We start from the raw sequence: 18,727 nt of genomic DNA on the forward strand, positions 1-18,727 counted from the left end.
TGTCTCCATGACCAATCTCGTGAACGACCCACGCCCGATGCTCGCCCGTGCCCTGGACCAGACCCAGCGCATGATCGCCACCGTCGGACCCGACGAGCTGGACCTCCCCACCCCGTGCCCGGAGTACGACGTCCGGACCCTGCTCGGCCATCTGCTCACCGTTGTAGCCCGCATCGACCGTGCGCTGACCGGCGGCGACCCACTGGAGATCCCGCACATCACCACCGGCGTCGACGATGTCCCGACGACCTGGAAGGAACGCCGCACCGCACTCGACGCCACCCTCTCGGACGACACTGTTCTGACGCGGATCTGCAAGCTCCCTTGGGGCACGCTGCCCGGCGCCGCCGCCATCGCCGCCTACACCGGCGAGCTGACGACCCACTCATGGGACTTGGCCAAGGCGACGGACCGCACCAGCCTGCTCGACGACACGCTGGCGCTGCACTGCATGCCGCTCGTCCAGCAGTTCATCCCGGCGGACACGCGTGGCGGGCATGTCCCGTTCGGCCCCGTCGTACCGGTTGCCGACGACGCGTCGCCGTACGACCGCCTTGCCGGGTGGCAAGGACGTCAGCCGTAGGTTCTAGCCGACGATCCCGCCGTTGAGGGTGAGGCCGCCGTCGATCGTGATGGTCTGGCCGGTGATCCAGGACGCCTCGTCCGACAGCAGGAACCACACCAGCGAGGCAACGTCCTCCGGTGTGCCCAACCGCTTCAGCGGGTACGTCGACGCGACCTTGTCCTCACGGCCTTCGTAGAGGGCTCCGGCGAACTTGGTCTTCACCACCGCCGGAGCCACTGCGTTGACCCGGATCTCCGGGGCCAGCTCGACCGCCAGCTCGGCCGTCACCCGGGACAGCATCGCCTTGGTCGCGCCGTACCAGCCGATCCCCGGTGACGGCGCCAGGCCGGCCACCGAGGACAGGTTGACCACGGACCCGCCGTGGGCGCGCATCCAGGCGTCCCGGCAGGCCTTCACCCAGGCGATCGTGGCCAGCACGTTCGTGTCGACCATCTTCGCCGCGACGGCCTGGTCGACGTCGAGCAGCTTGCCGTAGATCGGGTTGATGCCGGTGTTGTTCACCAGCAGGTCCACCGACCCGTACGTCGCCACCGCAGCGGCGACCACCGTGGCCCGGTGCTCGGGATCGGCCGCCTTGCCGGCGACCGCGATCGCGTGCTCCCGGCCACCCAGGGACTCGACGGCAGCGTCGAGCGTCTCCTGGGTACGGCCGGTGATGACGACGCGAGCGCCATCGGCCACCAGGCGCTGCGCGATGGCCAGCCCGATCCCGCGGGATGCTCCGGTGATGATCGCCGTACGGTCCTGCAACGACATCAGCTGAGGCGCTCCAGGATCACGGCCATGCCCTGGCCGCCACCGACGCACATGGTCTCCAGCCCGAACTGCTTGTCCTCGAACTGCAGCCCGTTCACCAGCGTGGTCATGATCCGCGCACCGGTCGACCCGAACGGGTGGCCGAGCGCGATCGCGCCGCCGTGCACGTTCAGCTTGTCCTCGTCGATGCCGAGCTCCCGCGCAGAGCCGATCACCTGGACCGCGAAGGCCTCGTTGATCTCGACCAGGTCGATGTCGCCGATGCTCATCCCGGCCCGGGCCAGCGCCTGCTTCGACGCCTCGATCGGACCGAGGCCCATGATCTCCGGCGACAGGCCGCTGACGCCGGTCGAGACGATCCGCGCCAGCGGGGTCAGGCCGAGCTCGCGGGCCTTGGTGTCGCTCATGATCACGACCGCGGCGGCGCCGTCGTTCAGCGGGCAGCAGTTGCCGGCGGTCACCGTGCCGTCCGGGCGGAAGACCGGTTTGAGTCCGCTGACGCCTTCGAGGGTCGTGCCCGGCCGCGGGCCATCGTCCTGGCTGACCACGGTGCCGTCCGGCAGCGTCACCGGCACGATCTCGCGCTCGAAGAAGCCGTTGCCGATCGCCTTCTCGGCCAGGTTCTGCGAGCGAACCCCGAATGCGTCTTGGTCGGCCCGGGTGATGCCCTTGAGCGTCGCGACGTTCTCGGCGGTCTGGCCCATCGCGATGTAGATGTCCGGCAGCAGCCCGTCCTCGCGCGGGTCGTGCCAGGTGTCGTTCGTCTCGGCGTACTTCTCGGTCCGCTGCACGGCCTCGGCGAAGGCCTCGTTGAACGAGCTCGGGTCACCGACCCCGGCGGAGCCGAAGTTCTTGTACCGCGACACGCACTCGACCCCGGCGCTGACGAAGATGTCGCCCTCACCGGACTTGATCGCGTGGAAGGCCATCCGCGCGGTCTGCGTCGACGACGCGCAGAACCGGTTGACGGTCGTGGCCGGCGTGTTGTCCCAGCCGAGCTGCACCGCGATCCGGCGGGCCATGTTGCCGCCGTGCTCGTCGTGCGGCTCCGCACAACCGACCGCCAGGTCCTCGATCTGGTCCCCGGTCAGCCCGGCCTTGTCGACCGCCGCCTTGATCATCTGTACGGCGAGGTCGTCCGGCCGGATGCTGGTCAGCGACCCCTTGTACGCGCGGCCGATCGGCGAACGCGCGGTGGACACGATGACTGCTTCAGGCATTGCCAGGTCCTTCCTACAGGCCGAGGTCGCGGCCGATGAGTTCCTTCATGATCTCGTTGGAGCCGGCCCAGATCTTGGTGACCCGGGCGTCCCGCCAGGCGCGTGCCACCCGGTACTCGTTCATGTAGCCGTAGCCGCCGTGCAGCTGGACGCACGCGTCCAGGATCTCGTTCTGCACCTGGGCGCTCCACCACTTCACCTTCGCCGCGTCCACGGCCGACAGCCGGTCCTCGTCGTGCGCGACGATCGCGTTGTCGACGTAGGCCTGGGTGACCTCGGCCTTGGTGACCAGCTCGGCGACCAGGAACTTGTTGTACTGGAACGAGCCGACCGACTGGCCGAACGCCTTGCGCTGCTTCACGTACTCGATCGTCTCGTCCAGGATCTGGGCGGCCTGCGCGATGTTCGACACCGCGGCGCCGACCCGCTCCTGGGCCAGCCGCTCCATCATGTGGATGAAGCCGCGGTCCACCTCGCCGAGCACGTTGGCGTCCGGCACGAACACGTCCTCGAAGAACAGCTCCGAGGTCCCGGACTCGGTCTGCCCGACCTTGTCCAGCTTCCGACCGCGGGCGAACCCGTCCATGCCCTCCTCGATCACGAACAGGCTGATGCCCTTCGCGCCCTTGGCCGGGTCGGTCCGGGCCGCGGTGATCACCAGGTCGGCCATGTCGCCGTTGGTGATGAAGGTCTTCGACCCGTTCACCACCCAGCCGCCGTCCACCCGCTTCGCGGTCGTCTTCAGCGCAGCCAGGTCGGAGCCGCCGGACGGCTCGGTCATGCCGATCGCGGCGATCGACTCACCGGCGCAGAACTTCGGCAGCCAGCGCTGCTTCTGCTCCTCGGTGCCCAGATCCACCAGGTACGGCGCCGCGCAGTCGTAGTGGATGCCGAAGCAGCTCGACAGCGACGCGGAGACCTTGGACACCTCCTCGGCGAACACCGCGTTGAAGCGGTAGTCGCCGACACTCGAACCGCCGTACTCCTCGGGGACGTCGAGACCGAGGAAGCCCTGCTTGCCGGCCTCCAGCCAGGCCGACCGGTCGATCGTCTTCTCCTCGAGGAACTGCTCCATCCGCGGCACCAGGGAGCGGTCGCAGTACTCCTTCGCGCTGGCCCGGAAGGCGTGGTGGTCCTCGGTGAAGATGACGCGTTCCATGGGGCCTCCCGTGGATTTGAGACAAATGGCTAAGCGCTTGCTTAGCTTCGCGAACTTGAGGCAGGGTGTCAACGTGTCCGCAGTCACCAGCCCACTCGTCTGGGAGCATGTCCAGCCGGCCGCCGCGCGCCGGCTGCTGACCGGCGCCATCGACGCGTTCGCCGAGCGGGGCTTCCAGGCCACCACGACCCGCGACATCGCATCCCGGGCGGGGATGAGCCCGGCCGCGCTTTACGTGCACTACCCGTCCAAGGAGCGGCTGCTCTTCGAGATCAGCCGCTACGGCCACCAAGCGGCTCTCGACGTACTGCGCTCTGCCGACACCGACACGACGCCCGCCGATCGGCTGCGCTCTCTCGTGTCCGCCTTCACGGCCTGGCACGCGCAGCACCACACCATCGCGCGAGTCGTCCAGTACGAGCTGGCAGCCCTGACACCCGACCACTTGGCCGAGGTGGCCGCCATCCGGCGCGCGATCTCCGCCCAGATCGAGGAGGTCCTGCACGCCGGCGTCGCCGACGGGTCGTTCGCGGTCGACGACCTGCCCGGTACGACGCTCGCCGTACTGTCGCTGTCGATCGACGTGGCCCGGTGGTACACGCCACACCGGGGTGACCCGGAGGCGCTGGGCAAGCTGTACGCCGACCTGGCCCACCGGATGGTCCAGGCATAGCAAAGGCCCCGCACCGGTCAGGTGCGGGGCCTTGATGCGTGAGGTCAGGCCTGGAACGCAGCCTGGACGTCGAGGTGGATGTCCACCTTGTCACCGATCAGCAGCTTGCCACCCTCGAGCGGCACGTTGAAGTCGATGCCCCACTCCTTGCGGCTGATCTGGGCGGAGGCCTCGAAGCCGATGATGGTCTGGCCGTAGGCGTTCTGGTCCACACCGAGGAACTCGACGGCGAGCTCGATCGGCTTGGTCACGTTCTTGATGGTCAGCTCGCCGGCCAGGATGTAGTCGTCACCCTCCGGCTTCAGGGCGGTGCTGACGAAGGTCATCTTCGGGCTGTTCTCGGCGTCGAAGAAGTCACCGGACCGCAGGTGGCCGTCGCGCTGCTCGCTACGGGTGTGCACCGAGGCCAGCTCGACGCTGACGTTGGTGGTCGACTCCTCCAGGGTGTCCTTGACGTTGATCTCGCCGGTGTACTCCTGGAAGGTGCCGCGGACCTTGGTCATCAGGTGCCGGACGGTGAAGCCGATCTCGCTGTGGGCTGCGTCGATCGCGTAGGTACCGGCGACCAGGCCGGGGATGGTGCTGGTCGGGGTTGTGCCGGTGGTGACGGTCTCGCTCATGGGTTCCTCTCGGGTCTTACGTGGGGACGTACTGGTCGGGGGCGACGCAGTCGCTGGGAAGTTCAAATTTCAACCTGTTGACTACGACAGTAGGCATCAACGGTTTAAAAGTCAACTACATTCCCGGTACACTGTTCCCGTGACGATGACGACTGAGACCCGGTGGCTCAACGCCGAGCAGCAGGTGGCGTGGCGCGCGTACCTGCTGGGCACCGCGCGCCTGATGGCCAAGCTGGACGACGACCTGCGGCAGTTCGGTATCGGTATCAACGACTACGAGATCCTGGTCCGGCTGTCCGAAGCGCCCGACCGCCGGCTCCGGATGGCCGATCTGGCCGACCGGCTGCACCAGAGCCGCTCCCGGCTGACCCACACCGTGGGCCGCCTCGAGGCCGCCGAACTGGTCCGTCGCACATCGTGCACCAGTGACAAGCGGGGCGTCTGGGCCGAGCTGACCGACGCAGGCCTGGACCTGCTCGAGCAGGCCGCGCCGACTCATGTCGAGGGCGTCCGCGACAACCTCGTCGACCTTGCCTCCTCCGAGGACTTCGCCGCCATCGGCCGGGTGTTCGACTCGGTCTCGGAGCACATCGGCCAGCGCTAACTTGTGATCCGGGCGGGCGTGATGTCCAGCGTCAGCTCGTCCCGGTCCGCACCGCGGTAGGCGAGCATGGAGTCACGCATGCGCCGCTTGACCGGTGGCAGGTGGTTGACCGCGCGCATCGCCGTACGCATGCCTGCCAGGGCCAGCCGCCCGACGACCGGCTTGTGCACCGGATCGTCCGCCGTCATCTGCGCCCGCGACTTGATCACCGCGTCGAACCCGTAGTCGATCATCTTCGCTTCGTAGTCACGCACCGCCGCGATCAGCTGCTGATGACCATCCCGTACGGCGATCAGCTGCCGGCAAAGGTTGACCGCGTCCCGTAGCGCGGTGTTTGCACCCACGCCACGACCTGGCGTCATCGTGTGGATCGCGTCACCGAGCAGCGTCACATTGGTCGTCTGCCAGGGCTCAAGCGGCACCGAGGTCCAGATGTTGACCGGGAAGCACGTGCCGGGATCGGTCAGCCCGATCAGCTTCTGCAGATCCGGGTGCCAGTTACCGGTCAGCCGCTTGGCGACCTCGATCAGCTCGTCCCCACGCAGGTCCATGATGTCGGCCGGCAGCTTGTCCGCGGTCGCCGACAGACCCCAGTTGATGTAGTCACGGGTGTTGTCGAACTGGAGGCCGGGCCAGCGCCGGATCAGTTCCTCGGTGTTGCCGCCGATCCCGTGCTTCACGTTCCCGTCGCGGTCCCACTGGAACTCCATCACGTGCAGGATGCACGCCAGGCCACGCGGGGCGTTCACCATCGTGATCCCCTCGAACACCTTCGGCGGCACCAGGCCCGCGCTCTCGTCGGTGATCGGGAGCTTGCCGGCGATCGCGACGATCCCGGTCTCCTCGGTCTTCGCCTGCGGGAGGTACTGGCGCCGTACCCGGGAATGAGCGCCGTCGGCGGCCACCAGGAGATCACCGGTGGCGTGCGTACCGTCGGCGAAGTACGCGGTGACGCGGTCGGCGCCCTGCTCGAAGTGGGTGAACTCCTTGCCGAACTCGACCACATCCTCCAGCCCGGTCAGCAGGATCTGCCGGAGCGTCATCCGGCTGATCGACTTCTCACTCGCCACAGGGTCGGTTACCGGCAGCAGGTCGAACGACAGGACCTCCTTGAGGTCCTCGGTGAGCATGTTGAAGTACTTCGGGTCGCGGGCCCTGGTCGCCACGAACGTGTCGTAGAGCTCGCTCGGCAGCAGCGCATGCAGGGCCCGGCTGCCGTCCGGGTCGATGCCGACCCGGTAGCCGTGCAGGCCGTCGGTCCGCAACGCGTCGCGCTCGAACACCGTCACCTCGATCCCGGCGCGCTTCAACCCGTGCGCCAGCGCCAGCCCGCCGGTCCCGCCTCCGATCACCAGTACCTTCATCTCTGACCCTCTTATCTCGGTTCTTCAAGTATCTCGGTAATTCGAGTATCTTGGAGATCCGAGAGAAATTCAAGCCCTATGCTGAGGCGAACCATGACCAGTTCCCGAGAAGAGCTCGCCGCCGAGATCCAGCAGCGGCTGGTCCGGTTCATCGCGGACGTCGTGCTGTTCAACCACGCGGTCTCCGCGAAGGTCGGCCTGGGTGCCAGCGACTCGCAGTTCATGACCCTGCTGCAGACCTACGGTCCGTTGACGCCGCGACAACTCGCCGAGCACACCGGCCTCACCTCCGGCACGGTCACCGGCGTCATCGACCGGCTGGAGTCGCACGGTTTCGTCACCCGCCGGCCGGATCCGGGCGATCGCCGCAAGGTCGTGGTCACGCCGTCGGTGGAAGCGATCCAGGCGAAGCTGGTCCCGCTGTACACCGAGCAGGGCCAGCACATTCAGTCCGTGCTCGCGACCCGCAGCGAGGCCGAGCTGAAAGTGATCTCCGCCTTTCTCGCGGACTCCATCGGCGCGGACGGTGTAGCGGAGAGCTAAATGCTTTGAGCCCGTCGCGCCTGGCCGGGAAGACTCTCGTGACGTGACGGACTTTCACCAAGACGGCCGGGCCGGCATCGACGCCGCCCTGGTACGACGCCTGCTCGCCGACCAGTTCCCGCACTGGGCCGACCTGCCGGTGACTCCGGTCAAGATCGACGGCTGGGACAACCGGACGTACCGGCTCGGCTCCGACCTCACGGCCCGGCTGCCAACGCATGAGGCGTACGCCGCCGCCGTACATAAGGAGCACGAGTGGCTGCCGATCCTGGCGCCGTCGTTGCCGGTGCCGATCCCGGAGGCGGTCGCCAAGGGCGAGCCGGGGCACGGGTACCCGCACCACTGGGCGATCCGCCGCTGGATCGACGGCCGGACCTCGTCGTACGACACCGTCACGGACTTGTCCGACTTCGCTCGCTCGATCGCCGAGTTCATCCTCGCGCTGCAGGGTTGCGACGCGACCGGTGGACCTGCGGCAGGGGCGCACAGCTTCTACAGGGGTGCGCCGCCGGATTATTACCACGACGAGACGATGGAAGCCCTCGCTGTACTTAAGGGTCAGATCGACACCGACCTCGCCCAGGAGGTCTGGGAGACGGCATTGGGTACGGCGTGGGTCCGGCCGCCGGTGTGGTTCCACGGCGACATCGCGAGCGGCAACCTGCTGGTGCAGGACGGCCGCTTGTCCGCGGTGATCGATTTCGGGACCTCAGGCGTCGGCGATCCGGCGTGCGACCTGGTGATCGCCTACACGTTCTTCTCCGGCGCATCCCGGGAGGTCTTCCGGGACGCCGTACGGCAGGACGCGGGCACGTGGGCACGTGCCCGCGCCTGGGCGCTCTGGAAGGCGCTCATCACGTACGACTCGCCGGAGAGCCCTCGGGTGGTGTCCGAGGTCCTGGCTGACCACCTGGCTACACGAAGGCCGTGACGCCTTCGTACTCGGCGACCCGTGCGGCGCCGACGGTCTCGTACTCGAGGACGACGAGGCCGTTCGGCGTCACCTCCTGCTCGACCAGCCGGAGGCCGAGGGCTTCACTCGGGTGCTCGAGCAGTCGTCGGCCTGATCCGACCACGGTCGGGGCGACGACGAGCCTGAGGGTGTCGACCAGGCCGGCGGTCAGGAGGGCGTTGCCGAGGCGGGCGCTGCCGTGGATCTGGAGCTCACGTCCTGGCTGGGACTTGAGCTCTCCGACGGTTTGGACGGCGTCGCCGCGGAGCACGGTCGTCGGGTTCCAACTGCCCTCGGTGAGCGTGTTGGTGGCGACGTACTTCGGCAGGGAGTTCATCCGGGCGGTGTACGGGTCGTCGGGGTCGGTGATCTCCGGCCAGTCCCGCGCGAACGCTTCGTAGGTGCGCCGTCCGAGCAGGATGCCGTCGGCCAGGTCGAGCCAGCCGGAGGTCCGCCGTACGAACTGTTCGTCGATGTACGGCACGAGCCAGCCGCCCTTGGTGAAGCCGCCGCTGGTGTCCTCGGTCGGCGAGCCGGGGCCCTGGCTGACGCCGTCGAGGGAGACGAACTCGGTGAGCAGGAGCTTCATCGTTCAGTCCTCTCCGCAAGCTCGGCGAGCTGCTTGGTGACCGTGCCCCAGCCGTCCGCGAAGCCGAGCTGCTCGTGCAGGGCGCGGGACGCGGGGTCGGCATGCCGTACGACGACGCGGTAGTCGGTGCCGTCCGGATGGTCGGCCAGGTTGATCTCGGCCGTCATCGCGATCGGCTCGGGCTTCGCCGGGCGCCAACTGCTGTCGATCGCGTTCGTGAAGACCAGCCGCTCCAGGTCGTCGACGACGAGGAACGTCGCGTCGAGATGCGGGCCGAACCGCTCGCCGTCGTCACTCAGCCGCGTCACCATGGCGCCGCCGGGACGGACATCCAGCCGCTCCACCCGGCAGACGGCAGGCGCCGGCACCCACCACTGCGCGAACCGGTCCGGATCCGTCCACGCCTTCCAGACCACGGCGCGAGGCGCGCGGATGACGCGCTCCAGGGTCAGGTCGAGCTCCGGATTCATGCCTGCTCCTCCATCGAATCAGTGACGAACCGCTCCAGCCGATCGGTCCGGTCCTCCCAGATCTGCCGCTGCTCAGCCAGCCAGTCGTCGACCAGCGCGAGCCGCTCCCGGTTCAGCACACAGGTGCGCACGCGCCCGACCTTGACCGTCCGAATCAGCCCGTTGCTCTCCAGCGTCCGCACATGCTTCATGAACGACGGCAGCGTCATCGGGAACTCACTCGCCAACTCGCCCACACTGGCCGGCCCCCGCCCCAACCGCCGGACGACGCCCCGTCGAGTCGAATCAGCCAACGCCACGAACACTCCGTCAACCTCAACCGAATACTGAGCCACAAGGCTAAGTATTAGCTCGCTCTGACACTTAGCGCAAGGGCTAACTATCAGGTCACTGGAAACAGCAGCGCCCACCTCGCACGTGGCGAGGTGGGCGCTGAGGGTGTCTTGTTTCGACTAGTCCCGAGTCAGCTTCCGGTAGGTGACGCGGTGCGGCCGTGCCGCCTCCGGCCCCAGCCGCTCGACCTTGTTCGCCTCGTACGACGCGAAGTTCCCCTCGAACCAGAACCACTGCGCCGGGTCCTGCTCGGTGCCCTCCCAGGCGAGGATGTGGGTCGCCACCCGGTCCAGGAACCACCGGTCGTGGGACACGACCACCGCACAGCCCGGGAATTCCAGCAGCGCGTCCTCCAGCGACTGGAGCGTCTCCACGTCCAGGTCGTTGGTCGGCTCGTCGAGGAGCAGCAGGTTGCCGCCCATCTTCAGCGTCAGCGCGAGGTTCAGCCGGTTCCGCTCACCGCCGGACAGCACCCCGGTCGGCTTCTGCTGGTCCGGGCCCTTGAAGCCGAACGAGGCGACGTACGCCCGGCTCGGCATCTCGAAGTTCGCGACCTTGATGAAGTCGAGCTCGTCGGACACCTGCTGCCAGACCGTCTTCTTCGGGTCCAGGCCGCCGCGCGACTGGTCGACGTACGAGATCTTGACCGTCTCACCCAGCTTCAGCGAGCCGGCGTCCGGCTGCTCCTGGCCGACGATCATCCGGAACAGCGTCGACTTGCCGACACCGTTCGGACCGACGATGCCGACGATGCCCGCGCGTGGCAGCGAGAACGACAGGCCGTCGATCAGCTTGCGGTCGCCGAAGCCCTTCTCCAGCTTGCTCACCTCGAGCACGGTGCTGCCCAGGCGCGGACCGGCGGGAATGTTGATCTCGTCGATGTCCAGCTTCTTGGCCCGCTCGGCCTCGGCCGCGAGCTCCTCGTACCGAGCCAGCCGGGACTTGCTCTTGGTCTGCCGGGCCTTCGCGTTCGACCGGACCCACTCGAGCTCGCGCTCCAGGATCTTCTGCCGCTTGGCGTCCTTCTGCCCCTCGACCACGAGCCGCTGCTTCTTGGTCTCCAGGTACTTCGAGTAGTTGCCCTCGTAGCCGTAGGTCCGGCCCCGGTCGAGCTCCAGGATCCACTCGGCCACGTTGTCCAGGAAGTACCGGTCGTGGGTGATCGCCATGACGGCGCCCGGGTACTTCTGCAGGTGCTGCTCCAGCCACAGCACGGACTCGGCGTCCAGGTGGTTGGTGGGCTCGTCGAGCAGCAGCAGGTCGGGCTGCTGCAGCAGCAGCTTGCACAGCGCGACCCGGCGGCGCTCACCACCGGACAGGTTGTCCACGAGCACATCGGCCGGCGGGCAGCGCAGCGCGTCCATCGCCTGCTCCAACTGGGCGTCGATGTCCCACGCGTTGCGGTGGTCTAGCTCGGTCTGCAGGTCGCCCATCTCGGCGAGCAGCGAGTCGTAGTCCGCGTCCGGGTCGGCCAGCTCGGCGGAGATCTCGTTGAAGCGGTCCAGCTTCTGCTTGGTGTCGCCGACGCCTTCCTCGACGTTCTCGAGGACCGTCTTGCCCTCGGTCAGCGGCGGTTCCTGCAGCAGGATCCCGACCGTCGCGTCGTCGGCCAGCCGCGCCTCACCGTTGGAGGGCTGGTCGAGCCCCGCCATGATCTTGAACAGCGAGGACTTACCGGTGCCGTTCGGCCCGACCACGCCGATCTTCGCGCCGGTGAGGAAGTTCAGCGTGACGTTGTCGAGAACGACCTTGTCGCCGTGCGCCTTCCGGACGTTGCGAAGCGTGTAGATGAATTCCGCCATACCCCAGAGCCTATGTGCTCGGGCCAGGGTGTTCCCAACCAGCCCTCGGTTGTCCACAGATCGGCGATCGGTACGGCGGAACCCGCCGCGGCCCCTGCATCTTCTCCGGTGACATCGCATCCGCGACCGATCGGAAGGTGGCCATCATGAGCCTCGGCGAGACCTATGTGACGGTGCAGGGCTGGGTCGGCAGCGACCTGGATTTCAAGGAGCTCGGCGGGCAGACCGCCCGGGCGACGTTCCGGCTCGGTTCGACACCCCGGACGTTCGACCGCAACCTCGGGATCTACGTCGCCAAACCGACGACGTGGTACACCGTCGAGTGCTGGCGCATCCTCGCCCAGAACGCCTTCGAATCGGTGCATGTCGGCCAACCGGTCCTGGTCACCGGCCGGCTACGAACACACGAGTGGACCGACGACACCGGCGAAACCCGCAGCCGCGTCATCCTCGAAGCCTTCTCCCTCGGCCACGACCTCAACCGCGGCACGACATCCTTCACCAAGACCCCACCCCGTAGCGCCGGCGCAACCAACTCGTCGGACACATCCGCCTCCGGCTCCCCAGCCTCGTCCGGAGACTACGGGAGCGCCTCGTCGGGCGCCGCCGACGCCTCCGCCTCGCCGTACCCGGCCGAGGAGTACTCCGTCACCCCGCTGCCCCTCACCCCGACCACCAGGGAGTCCGAGGCCGCATGACTATCTCAGCCTTGACTTATATAAGTGATGAGCGGCAGTCTGGGCTGCACAGCAGCCTGAGACGAGAGGGACAAGACCGTGATCGACATCCTCGAGCACATCAACGCGGTTCAGCGCGAAGTCAGCCGGACCGGGGAGACGGTCACGGTGGTGATGCGCCGGTCGTACCAAGCCGACCCCGACGAGCTCTGGGACGCGCTGACGGATCCGGAGCGGATGCGGCGCTGGTTCCTGCCGGTCACCGGCGACCTCAAGGTCGGCGGCTCCTTCCAGCTGGAGGGGAACGCCGGCGGCGAGATCCTGGAGTGCGAGCCGCCGAAGCGGTTCAAGGTCACGTTCGGCGGGCCGACCAGCCTGCTCGAGCTGCGCTTGGCACCAGGTTCCGGCGCCTCGACCGAGCTCGAGCTCGAGCACTCGATGAGCGAGCCCCCGGCCCCCGGCGGTTCCGGCGCGCTCTGGGTCGGCCCCGGCTGGGACGGCGCCGTCCTCGGCCTCGCCCTCTACGTCAACGGCGAGCTTCCCGAGGACACCGACCCGATGGAGATGGCCAACTCCCCCGAGGTCATCAAGTACAACGAGCACTGCGTCCGCGCCTGGATCGACTCCGTCCGCGCCTCCGGCACGACCAAGGAAGAGGACCTGGCAGAAGCCGCCAAACTCTCCATGGCGCAGTACTCCCCCGGCGCCGAGGTCTGACGGCACGCACCCGAGAGGCTGTCGGCCGCCGCCCGACCGCGGGCGGCCCCAGCCGTCCCACGGTGACTACCCCGTGGGACAGCTGTGAAGGACTAGCGGCGGGCGGTCGCCAGGTTGTCGCGGCAGGTCGTGTAGGCGTCGAGCTCGGCCCGGGCCGGCGCCACGATGTGGCTGTCGGCAACCTTCTCGAGCTCGGTCCGGAGCGCCTTGGCGACCAGGCGGCCCCGACGGGCGGCTCCGCTGGTGGCGAAGAGGCGGCACGCGAACGAGACAGCGACACCCAGGACCGCGCCGCCGATCAGCATGATCGTGGCGTACGGGATGCCGTTCCACTTCGGCAGCGGCGGGTCTTCCAACTGCAGGAAGCCGAACACGGCCAGCGCGGCGAGCCACAGCCCACCACCGAGCGCCACCAGGAACAGCAGCCACTGGATGAACCGCACCGCACTCCACCAACCGGGGTTGTTGCTCGTCCCGAGGTCGGTGCGAGCGACCGCCTGGTCGAGCTCGTCGCCGAGCGACTCCTCGCGGCGACGGACCGCCGTGCGGACGGAGTCGGCCCACGGACGGGACAGTCCTTCGGCCGCCTTGTTGGTGATCGTGCGGACCGCGGTGTCCATCCGCGCGCGCTGCACGGGTGTTGCCGCAGGCAACGAGGAGCGCGCGATCGCCACCTCGTGGGAGGCGGACCTGCGCAGCGCCTTGCCTTGTTGCCTCGGCACCTGATCCAGGTGCAGCCTCCGCAACGGATCCGGCCGGAATCGCCCAAGCCACTTGGTGACCGGCCATCCCGTCGCGCCACGAGCCCGCTGCAGGTAGGAACGCCGTACGGCGTCGACGACCACCGGCACGCCGCTCGCGTCGGACAGCGCGTCGACGAGCTCGGTGATGTCGGCCTTGGCGATCTCCGGAGTCTTCGCGTTGCCGCACTGGCTCGCCATCCGGTCCGCGACACGGTCGACGTCTGCGGCGAGCCGCTCACGTGCGGACCGCTTGTTGTTGACCCGCTTGACCAGCAGCGTGCGCAGCTCTTCCAGACCGTCACCGTTCACCGCGGACGTCGCAACGACGTTCGGCGACTTGAGTCCGTCCGACTTGAGCAGGCGATCCAGGTCGTTCAGGCAGCTCTTGCGCTGGTCCGGGGTGAGCTTGTCGATGTGGTTCAGCGCGAACGCCATCACCCCGGAGTGCGATGCGAACGGCTTGATGTACCGGTTGTGCAGCGCGGCATCGGCGTACTTCTGCGGATCCACCACCCACACGAGCATGTCGACCAGCTCCACGAGCCGGTCGACGATCAGGCGGTGCTCGACCTCGGTCGAGTCGTGGTCGGGGATGTCCAGCAGGACCAGACCGTCCAGGTCTTCCGACCTCGCGTCCTCCAGGGAGCTGCGATGCTGCACCTGATGGCGGCGCGGGATCCCCAGCCAGTTCAGGATCTCGCCGGCCGGCTCCTCACCCCAGACACAGGCGAGCGGCATCGAGCTGGTCGGCCGGCGGGTGCCGATCGCGGCCAGGTCGAGTCCGGTCATCGCGTTGAACAGCGACGACTTGCCGGAGCCGGTCGCACCGGCCAGCGCGACCACGGTCAGCTCGCCGGACATCCGCAGCCGCTGCCCGGCCCGGTCCACGATCTGCGTGGCCTCGGTGAGCACCACCGGGTCCAGCCGGCCCTGGCCGGCCTCCGCGGCCTGCTCCAGTGCCTCGATCTTCGTCAGGACATCGGTAGAGCCCCTCACCAGGCCCTTGACCGTATCCACAATTCCCGTCACGTGCAGTCCTCCACCGCGCGCGCGGCCTCCGTCAGTTGCCTGGCTGCTTCGGGATCGACCGGATGCTGGTCGAGGACAGCCAGATAGCGGGCGAATTCGGCATCCATCAAGGCATGAACCCTACCGTCAAGATCCTCCCGTGCCTTAGCGACCAGGGTCCGAACGGCCTGATCGCCGAAAACGGCCTCCAGCAACTTCTGCCCGACCACGGCGGTTCCGGCGCCGACACCCACCTCGGCTCCAGTGATGCCCGCCGTACTGGCGAAGATCACGATCATCAGCGAGAGGCCGAGGCCGTTCACGCCGTACGCGAGGATGCGGGCGGTCGAGCGCTTGTCAGCGCCCTCCTTGCGGACCAGATCAAGCACGAAGCCCTGCCACTCACGGACCGCGCGACCAGCCGCTCCCGGGAAGTCCTTTGACATCCGGCCGAGGTCGCGGTCTCCGGCTGCCAGCAACTGACGGCCCGGCGCGGTGGACTGCCACGACTCCTCGGCCCGCTCGGCGGCTGCCTCGGCGTGCTCGCGCAGCAACGACTCCAGGCCGGACTCGACCGCATCGTTCAGGTCGCGGGTCGGTGGCGGCTTGCCGACGACCGCGTTCTTCATCTTGTCGCGCATCCGACCGACGTTGGTCTGCAGGCCCTTCAGCAGCTCGCCAGTCCCGACGAACTCCTGCCAACGGGCCAGCACCTCGCCGCGCAGCAGCGTGCCGTCCTGCGTCGCCTTCGCGATGTCCTTGACCGCCCGGTCGTACGCCGTTTCCGCCGTGGACCGCAGCTCGATCGCTGTCTCCGCCTGCGCCCGGACCGCGGCCGCGAACGGCGGCGTCTTCTTCACCATCGCGGTGACGGCGCCGTGCAGGGTACGGCGGACGACAGCCGACCGCGCCTCCTGGTCGGCGGCCAGGTCGATCAGCCAGTCCTTGATCGAGGCAACCGTCTCGGCCGCCGGCAGCATGCCGTTGCCGTCGACAACCGTTTCCTTGATCGAGAACAGCGGCGAGTCGCCGAGCCCGCGCTCGAGCAGCATCTGGGCGAGGTGCCCGGTGATGTCGTCGATGGTGTCTTCCGGCGCCCGGTCCAGCACGACCGCGACCGCCGTACTGCGGTCCGACGCACTCTGCAGGAACTCCCACGGCACGACGTCCGCGTACCGCGCCGCCGTGGTGACGAACAACCAGAGGTCGGCCGCCGCGAGCAGCTGGGTCGCCAGGTCCCGGTTCGCCTCGACAACGGAGTCGATGTCCGGCGCATCCAGGATCGCGAGCCCCCGCGGAACGGTGTCAGCGGCAACCAACCGCAGCTGCCCCGGATCCTCCATCCCACCCGGCTTGTCCCCGCTGGACCGCGCCATCCCCGGCAACACCCGGTCCCCAACGAACCAGTCCGCGTCAGCCGGGTGATGAATCAGAACAGGCGACCGAGTAGTCGGCCGCAGCACCCCCGGCTCGCTGACCACCTTCCCGATGATCGTGTTGACCAGCGTCGACTTCCCCGCACCAGTAGACCCACCAACCACCGCAAGCACCGGAGCCTCGAGCTGCACCAACCGCGGCAAGATGTAGTCATCCAGCTGATCCAACATCGCCTTCTGCTGCTGGCGAGCCTCATCAGCCCCCACCACATCCAAAGGCAGTTGACTGCTCCCCAAAGCCCCCCGCAGCCGCATCAACGCAGTAATCAAAGCCATAGCCGCCTGCTCAGCAGCCACCCGCTCAGCCAACTGCTCCGCAGTCAGCTCCTCCGCAGGCTCCTCAACCTCCCCACCCGCGGCCCCTTCCCCGGAACCCTCGCCAGCCGACTCCCCGGAGCCCGCGCCAGCCGACTCCCGGGAGGCCTCGCCAGCCGACTCCCGGGAGGCCTCGCCTGCAGGTTCTCCGGAGGCATCCCCGGAACCCTCACCAACCGACTGCTCGCCTGCGTCCGCAGCTGCAGCCTCCTCGCCAGCCTTCTGCGCCGCGCCATCCCCGGACTGCTCATCCCCGCCAGACGCCCCATTCGCGGAAGACTCGCCGGATTCCTCGGTCGTCACCTCGTCAGCCGACCCACCTTCGTGAGCCTCAGCGACCACCGACTGCTCGTCTGCTCCAGCCTCACCAGACGCCTGCGGCTGCACGCCCGAAGCGTCGTCGCTCTCAGCCGCCCCCTGCACCCCGGCCGCGGCCACGTCAGCCTCGCCGGCCTGTCCAGACGCCGCCTCGGCATCCCTGGCAGCCCCACCCGCGCCCTCCGACCCCTCAGACTGCTCGGAGGACTCGCCAGCGGCCGACTCCTCGCCTGACGCCTCGCCGTGTGACGCCTCGGCCTGCTCGGATGTCTGCGGCTCCTCACCGGCGCTGGCGGTCGATCCTTCGCCGGACTCGCCGGACTCCTCGGAGACCTCCGACTGCTCAGCTGTCTCCGACTGCTCCGCCGCATCGGACTGCTCGTCTGCCTCGCCGGAGCCCCCAGCAGCGCCCTCGGGAACCTCAGCACCCTCAGCCAACTCAGCACCCTCAGTCGGCCCAGCGGCCTCAGCCGCCTCAGCACCCTCGGTCGGCCCAGCGCCCTCAGCCTGCTCGGCAGTCGGCTCATCGGCAACGCCGTCTGCGTGCTCAGACTCCGCCTGGAGCGACTCGGCCCCCTCAGCCAGAACCGCTGCCCCCTCAGCCTGCTCATCCGAGGCGCAGGGGCCCTCGGAGTCCTGCGACTCGACCGAGTCCTCCGCCTGCTCGGCAGCCTCCACCTGCTCGGAAGCCTCGGGCTGCTCAGACGCCTGCTGCTCGGCCGAGGCCGCCGACTGTTCGGAAGCCTCCGTCTGCTCGGAAGCGTCGGGCTGCTCGGACGCGTCGGCCTGCTCGGCATCCTGGGGCTCGGCTGAATCCTCCATCCGCTCTGAAGCCGCGGACTGGTCGGGTGCGTGCTGGCCGTCGGGGGCTTCGGACGGCGCGGCGTCGGCGGTCTGGTCGGAGGCGTCGGGGGTGGGCTCAGCTGGGGTTGCGGCTTGCTTGGCGCCGGACTTGCCTGACTTCTTGGACTTTGCCGACTTGGGCTTGGCTTCCGCTTCAGCGGGCTGCTCGGCGTCCGTGGACTTCTTGGGGAGGCCGACGATGATGTTGGCGTACTCGAGGGGGAATCCGTCCGGAGACTCGTCAGGCTCGTAGACGACGCCCACAGTCGGACGCTCGGCCTGCGGCGCAGCCCCCGCACGTGCAGCTTGTAGAGACCCAGCTCCCGCAGCTGCAGCAGCTTGTGCAGACTCAGCCTGCCTGGGTGCAGGTTGCCCCGGTTCGGTCTGCGCCGGCTCCGGAGAAGTCTGCGCGAGGCCGTCCTGAGCGGCCTGGCCGTCAGCCGCCTGGCTGTCAGCGCCCCGGGGCTCAGCGGCGGACGCGGGCTCGGCGGCGGACGCGGGCTCGTTGGCGCGGGCCTCGCTGGTTGCTTCCTTGGCAGGGGCCTGCTCGTCCGCGCGTGCGTCTGTCCCGGCAGTCGACCCGTTGCCCTCGGCGGCCTCCGCGGCTGCTGCAGACAGTTCGGGAGCCGCGGCCTCCGGATTGTCCGCGTCGGCGGTCGGCTCCGCTGCTGCAGACGGCGCGGCGGCGTCGTTCGGCGCGTCAGGGTGCTCGGTGGTCGGCTTCGCCGTACCAGGGGCCTCGGCGGGGGCGGCGGGTTCCGTGGTGGTGGATTTGCGGCGGCGGCGGCGCCAGAAGCCTTTGCCTTTGGCATCTGATTGGGCGATCAGGTTCGCCAGCTCCTGGGCAGGCTGATCCCGGTCCGGAACCCGCGGCTCCGAACCCTCACCAGCTGCTGACCTGATGTCAGCCACGGCGTCCGCCCACGAGCACAGAGTGCCCGGTCGGACAGCGCAGAAGCAAAGTCATCGTCATCCCGTGTGGCGGCGTGGACGGGTGGC

General features: G+C 68.5%; 18 protein-coding genes. 7 read left to right on the plus strand and 11 right to left on the minus strand.

The features are described from left to right. Positions 1 to 7: 7 nt before the first annotated feature. Entirely contained in the window at positions 8 to 583 is a 576-nt protein-coding gene (locus ACIBGM_RS05365) for a TIGR03086 family metal-binding protein (RefSeq protein ID WP_396384562.1), read from the plus strand. A gap of 3 nt (positions 584 to 586) precedes the next feature. Here ACIBGM_RS05365 and ACIBGM_RS05370 read toward each other — a convergent pair whose 3' ends face one another. The 3 genes from ACIBGM_RS05370 to ACIBGM_RS05380 are packed head-to-tail and all read right to left on the minus strand — an operon-like array spanning position 587 to position 3,721. Further along, positions 587 to 1,342 carry an SDR family oxidoreductase gene (locus ACIBGM_RS05370; protein ID WP_360519795.1) on the minus strand — a complete coding sequence of 252 codons (756 nt, stop codon included), beginning with the start codon at positions 1,340 to 1,342 and terminating at the stop codon, positions 587 to 589. Beyond that, positions 1,342 to 2,562 (minus strand): acetyl-CoA C-acetyltransferase, encoded by a 1,221-nt coding sequence (locus tag ACIBGM_RS05375; RefSeq protein WP_360519796.1) that lies wholly within the window; start codon positions 2,560 to 2,562, stop codon positions 1,342 to 1,344. The genes ACIBGM_RS05370 and ACIBGM_RS05375 overlap by 1 nt, the downstream gene beginning before the upstream one ends. Before the next feature lie 13 nt (positions 2,563 to 2,575). Then, entirely contained in the window at positions 2,576 to 3,721 is a 1,146-nt protein-coding gene (locus ACIBGM_RS05380) for an acyl-CoA dehydrogenase family protein (protein ID WP_360519798.1), read from the minus strand. 73 nt (positions 3,722 to 3,794) lie between these two features. On the opposite strand from ACIBGM_RS05380, the gene ACIBGM_RS05385 reads away from it, so the two are divergent. After that, positions 3,795 to 4,394: a TetR/AcrR family transcriptional regulator gene (locus tag ACIBGM_RS05385; protein ID WP_396384563.1), complete on the plus strand. Its 600-nt coding sequence runs from the start codon at positions 3,795 to 3,797 to the stop codon at positions 4,392 to 4,394. A 44-nt stretch (positions 4,395 to 4,438) separates the two neighbouring features. Here the strand turns inward: ACIBGM_RS05385 and ACIBGM_RS05390 are convergent, their stop codons facing one another. Then, positions 4,439 to 5,014: a YceI family protein gene (locus ACIBGM_RS05390; protein WP_396384564.1), complete on the minus strand. Its 576-nt coding sequence runs from the start codon at positions 5,012 to 5,014 to the stop codon at positions 4,439 to 4,441. Positions 5,015 to 5,159: 145 nt separating this feature from the next. On the opposite strand from ACIBGM_RS05390, the gene ACIBGM_RS05395 reads away from it, so the two are divergent. Continuing rightward, a complete protein-coding gene (locus ACIBGM_RS05395; RefSeq protein ID WP_360519863.1) occupies positions 5,160 to 5,618 on the plus strand; it encodes a MarR family transcriptional regulator in 459 nt (152 codons plus the stop codon). On the opposite strand, the gene ACIBGM_RS05400 is transcribed toward ACIBGM_RS05395, so the two are convergent. Continuing rightward, a complete protein-coding gene (locus tag ACIBGM_RS05400) occupies positions 5,615 to 6,982 on the minus strand; it encodes an FAD-dependent oxidoreductase (protein ID WP_396384565.1) in 1,368 nt (455 codons plus the stop codon). The two genes, ACIBGM_RS05395 and ACIBGM_RS05400, sit on opposite strands and share 4 nt — an antisense overlap. 93 nt (positions 6,983 to 7,075) lie before the next feature. On the opposite strand from ACIBGM_RS05400, the gene ACIBGM_RS05405 reads away from it, so the two are divergent. Then, the gene (locus ACIBGM_RS05405) at positions 7,076 to 7,525 is read left to right on the plus strand and encodes a MarR family winged helix-turn-helix transcriptional regulator (protein ID WP_396384566.1); all 450 of its coding nucleotides are present in this window, start codon (positions 7,076 to 7,078) and stop codon (positions 7,523 to 7,525) included. A gap of 43 nt (positions 7,526 to 7,568) precedes the next feature. Next, positions 7,569 to 8,456: an aminoglycoside phosphotransferase family protein gene (locus ACIBGM_RS05410; protein ID WP_396384567.1), complete on the plus strand. Its 888-nt coding sequence runs from the start codon at positions 7,569 to 7,571 to the stop codon at positions 8,454 to 8,456. On the opposite strand, the gene ACIBGM_RS05415 is transcribed toward ACIBGM_RS05410, so the two are convergent. The 4 genes from ACIBGM_RS05415 to ettA form a co-directional block, all read right to left on the minus strand. After that, positions 8,440 to 9,066 carry a dihydrofolate reductase family protein gene (locus tag ACIBGM_RS05415; protein WP_396384568.1) on the minus strand — a complete coding sequence of 209 codons (627 nt, stop codon included), beginning with the start codon at positions 9,064 to 9,066 and terminating at the stop codon, positions 8,440 to 8,442. The genes ACIBGM_RS05410 and ACIBGM_RS05415 overlap by 17 nt on opposite strands. After that, complete coding sequence (locus tag ACIBGM_RS05420; RefSeq protein ID WP_360519812.1) at positions 9,063 to 9,536, minus strand: SRPBCC domain-containing protein; 474 nt, start codon at positions 9,534 to 9,536, stop codon at positions 9,063 to 9,065. Before ACIBGM_RS05420 ends, ACIBGM_RS05415 begins: the two co-directional genes overlap by 4 nt. Continuing rightward, positions 9,533 to 9,835 (minus strand): helix-turn-helix domain-containing protein, encoded by a 303-nt coding sequence (locus tag ACIBGM_RS05425; protein WP_360519814.1) that lies wholly within the window; start codon positions 9,833 to 9,835, stop codon positions 9,533 to 9,535. Before ACIBGM_RS05425 ends, ACIBGM_RS05420 begins: the two co-directional genes overlap by 4 nt. Before the next feature lie 153 nt (positions 9,836 to 9,988). Next, the gene (ettA, locus tag ACIBGM_RS05430; protein WP_360519816.1) at positions 9,989 to 11,671 is read right to left on the minus strand and encodes an energy-dependent translational throttle protein EttA; all 1,683 of its coding nucleotides are present in this window, start codon (positions 11,669 to 11,671) and stop codon (positions 9,989 to 9,991) included. Positions 11,672 to 11,817: 146 nt separating this feature from the next. Between ettA and ACIBGM_RS05435 the strand changes: the two genes are divergently transcribed. Together ACIBGM_RS05435 and ACIBGM_RS05440 are read left to right on the plus strand one after the other, a co-directional pair. After that, positions 11,818 to 12,369 carry a single-stranded DNA-binding protein gene (locus ACIBGM_RS05435; RefSeq protein ID WP_396384569.1) on the plus strand — a complete coding sequence of 184 codons (552 nt, stop codon included), beginning with the start codon at positions 11,818 to 11,820 and terminating at the stop codon, positions 12,367 to 12,369. A gap of 78 nt (positions 12,370 to 12,447) precedes the next feature. Further along, the gene (locus ACIBGM_RS05440; RefSeq protein WP_360519819.1) at positions 12,448 to 13,065 is read left to right on the plus strand and encodes an SRPBCC family protein; all 618 of its coding nucleotides are present in this window, start codon (positions 12,448 to 12,450) and stop codon (positions 13,063 to 13,065) included. A 92-nt stretch (positions 13,066 to 13,157) separates the two neighbouring features. Here the strand turns inward: ACIBGM_RS05440 and ACIBGM_RS05445 are convergent, their stop codons facing one another. Both ACIBGM_RS05445 and ACIBGM_RS05450 read right to left on the minus strand, forming a co-directional pair. After that, positions 13,158 to 14,804 carry an ABC transporter gene (locus tag ACIBGM_RS05445; RefSeq protein WP_360519821.1) on the minus strand — a complete coding sequence of 549 codons (1,647 nt, stop codon included), beginning with the start codon at positions 14,802 to 14,804 and terminating at the stop codon, positions 13,158 to 13,160. A 29-nt stretch (positions 14,805 to 14,833) separates the two neighbouring features. Next, on the minus strand, positions 14,834 to 18,640 hold the full coding sequence (locus ACIBGM_RS05450; RefSeq protein ID WP_396384570.1) for an AAA family ATPase: 3,807 nt from the start codon (positions 18,638 to 18,640) through the stop codon (positions 14,834 to 14,836). Between the last annotated feature and the right edge of the window lie 87 nt (positions 18,641 to 18,727).

Source organism: Kribbella sp. NPDC050470 (assembly GCF_044458365.1).
Taxonomy (GTDB): Bacteria; Actinomycetota; Actinomycetes; order Propionibacteriales; family Kribbellaceae; genus Kribbella.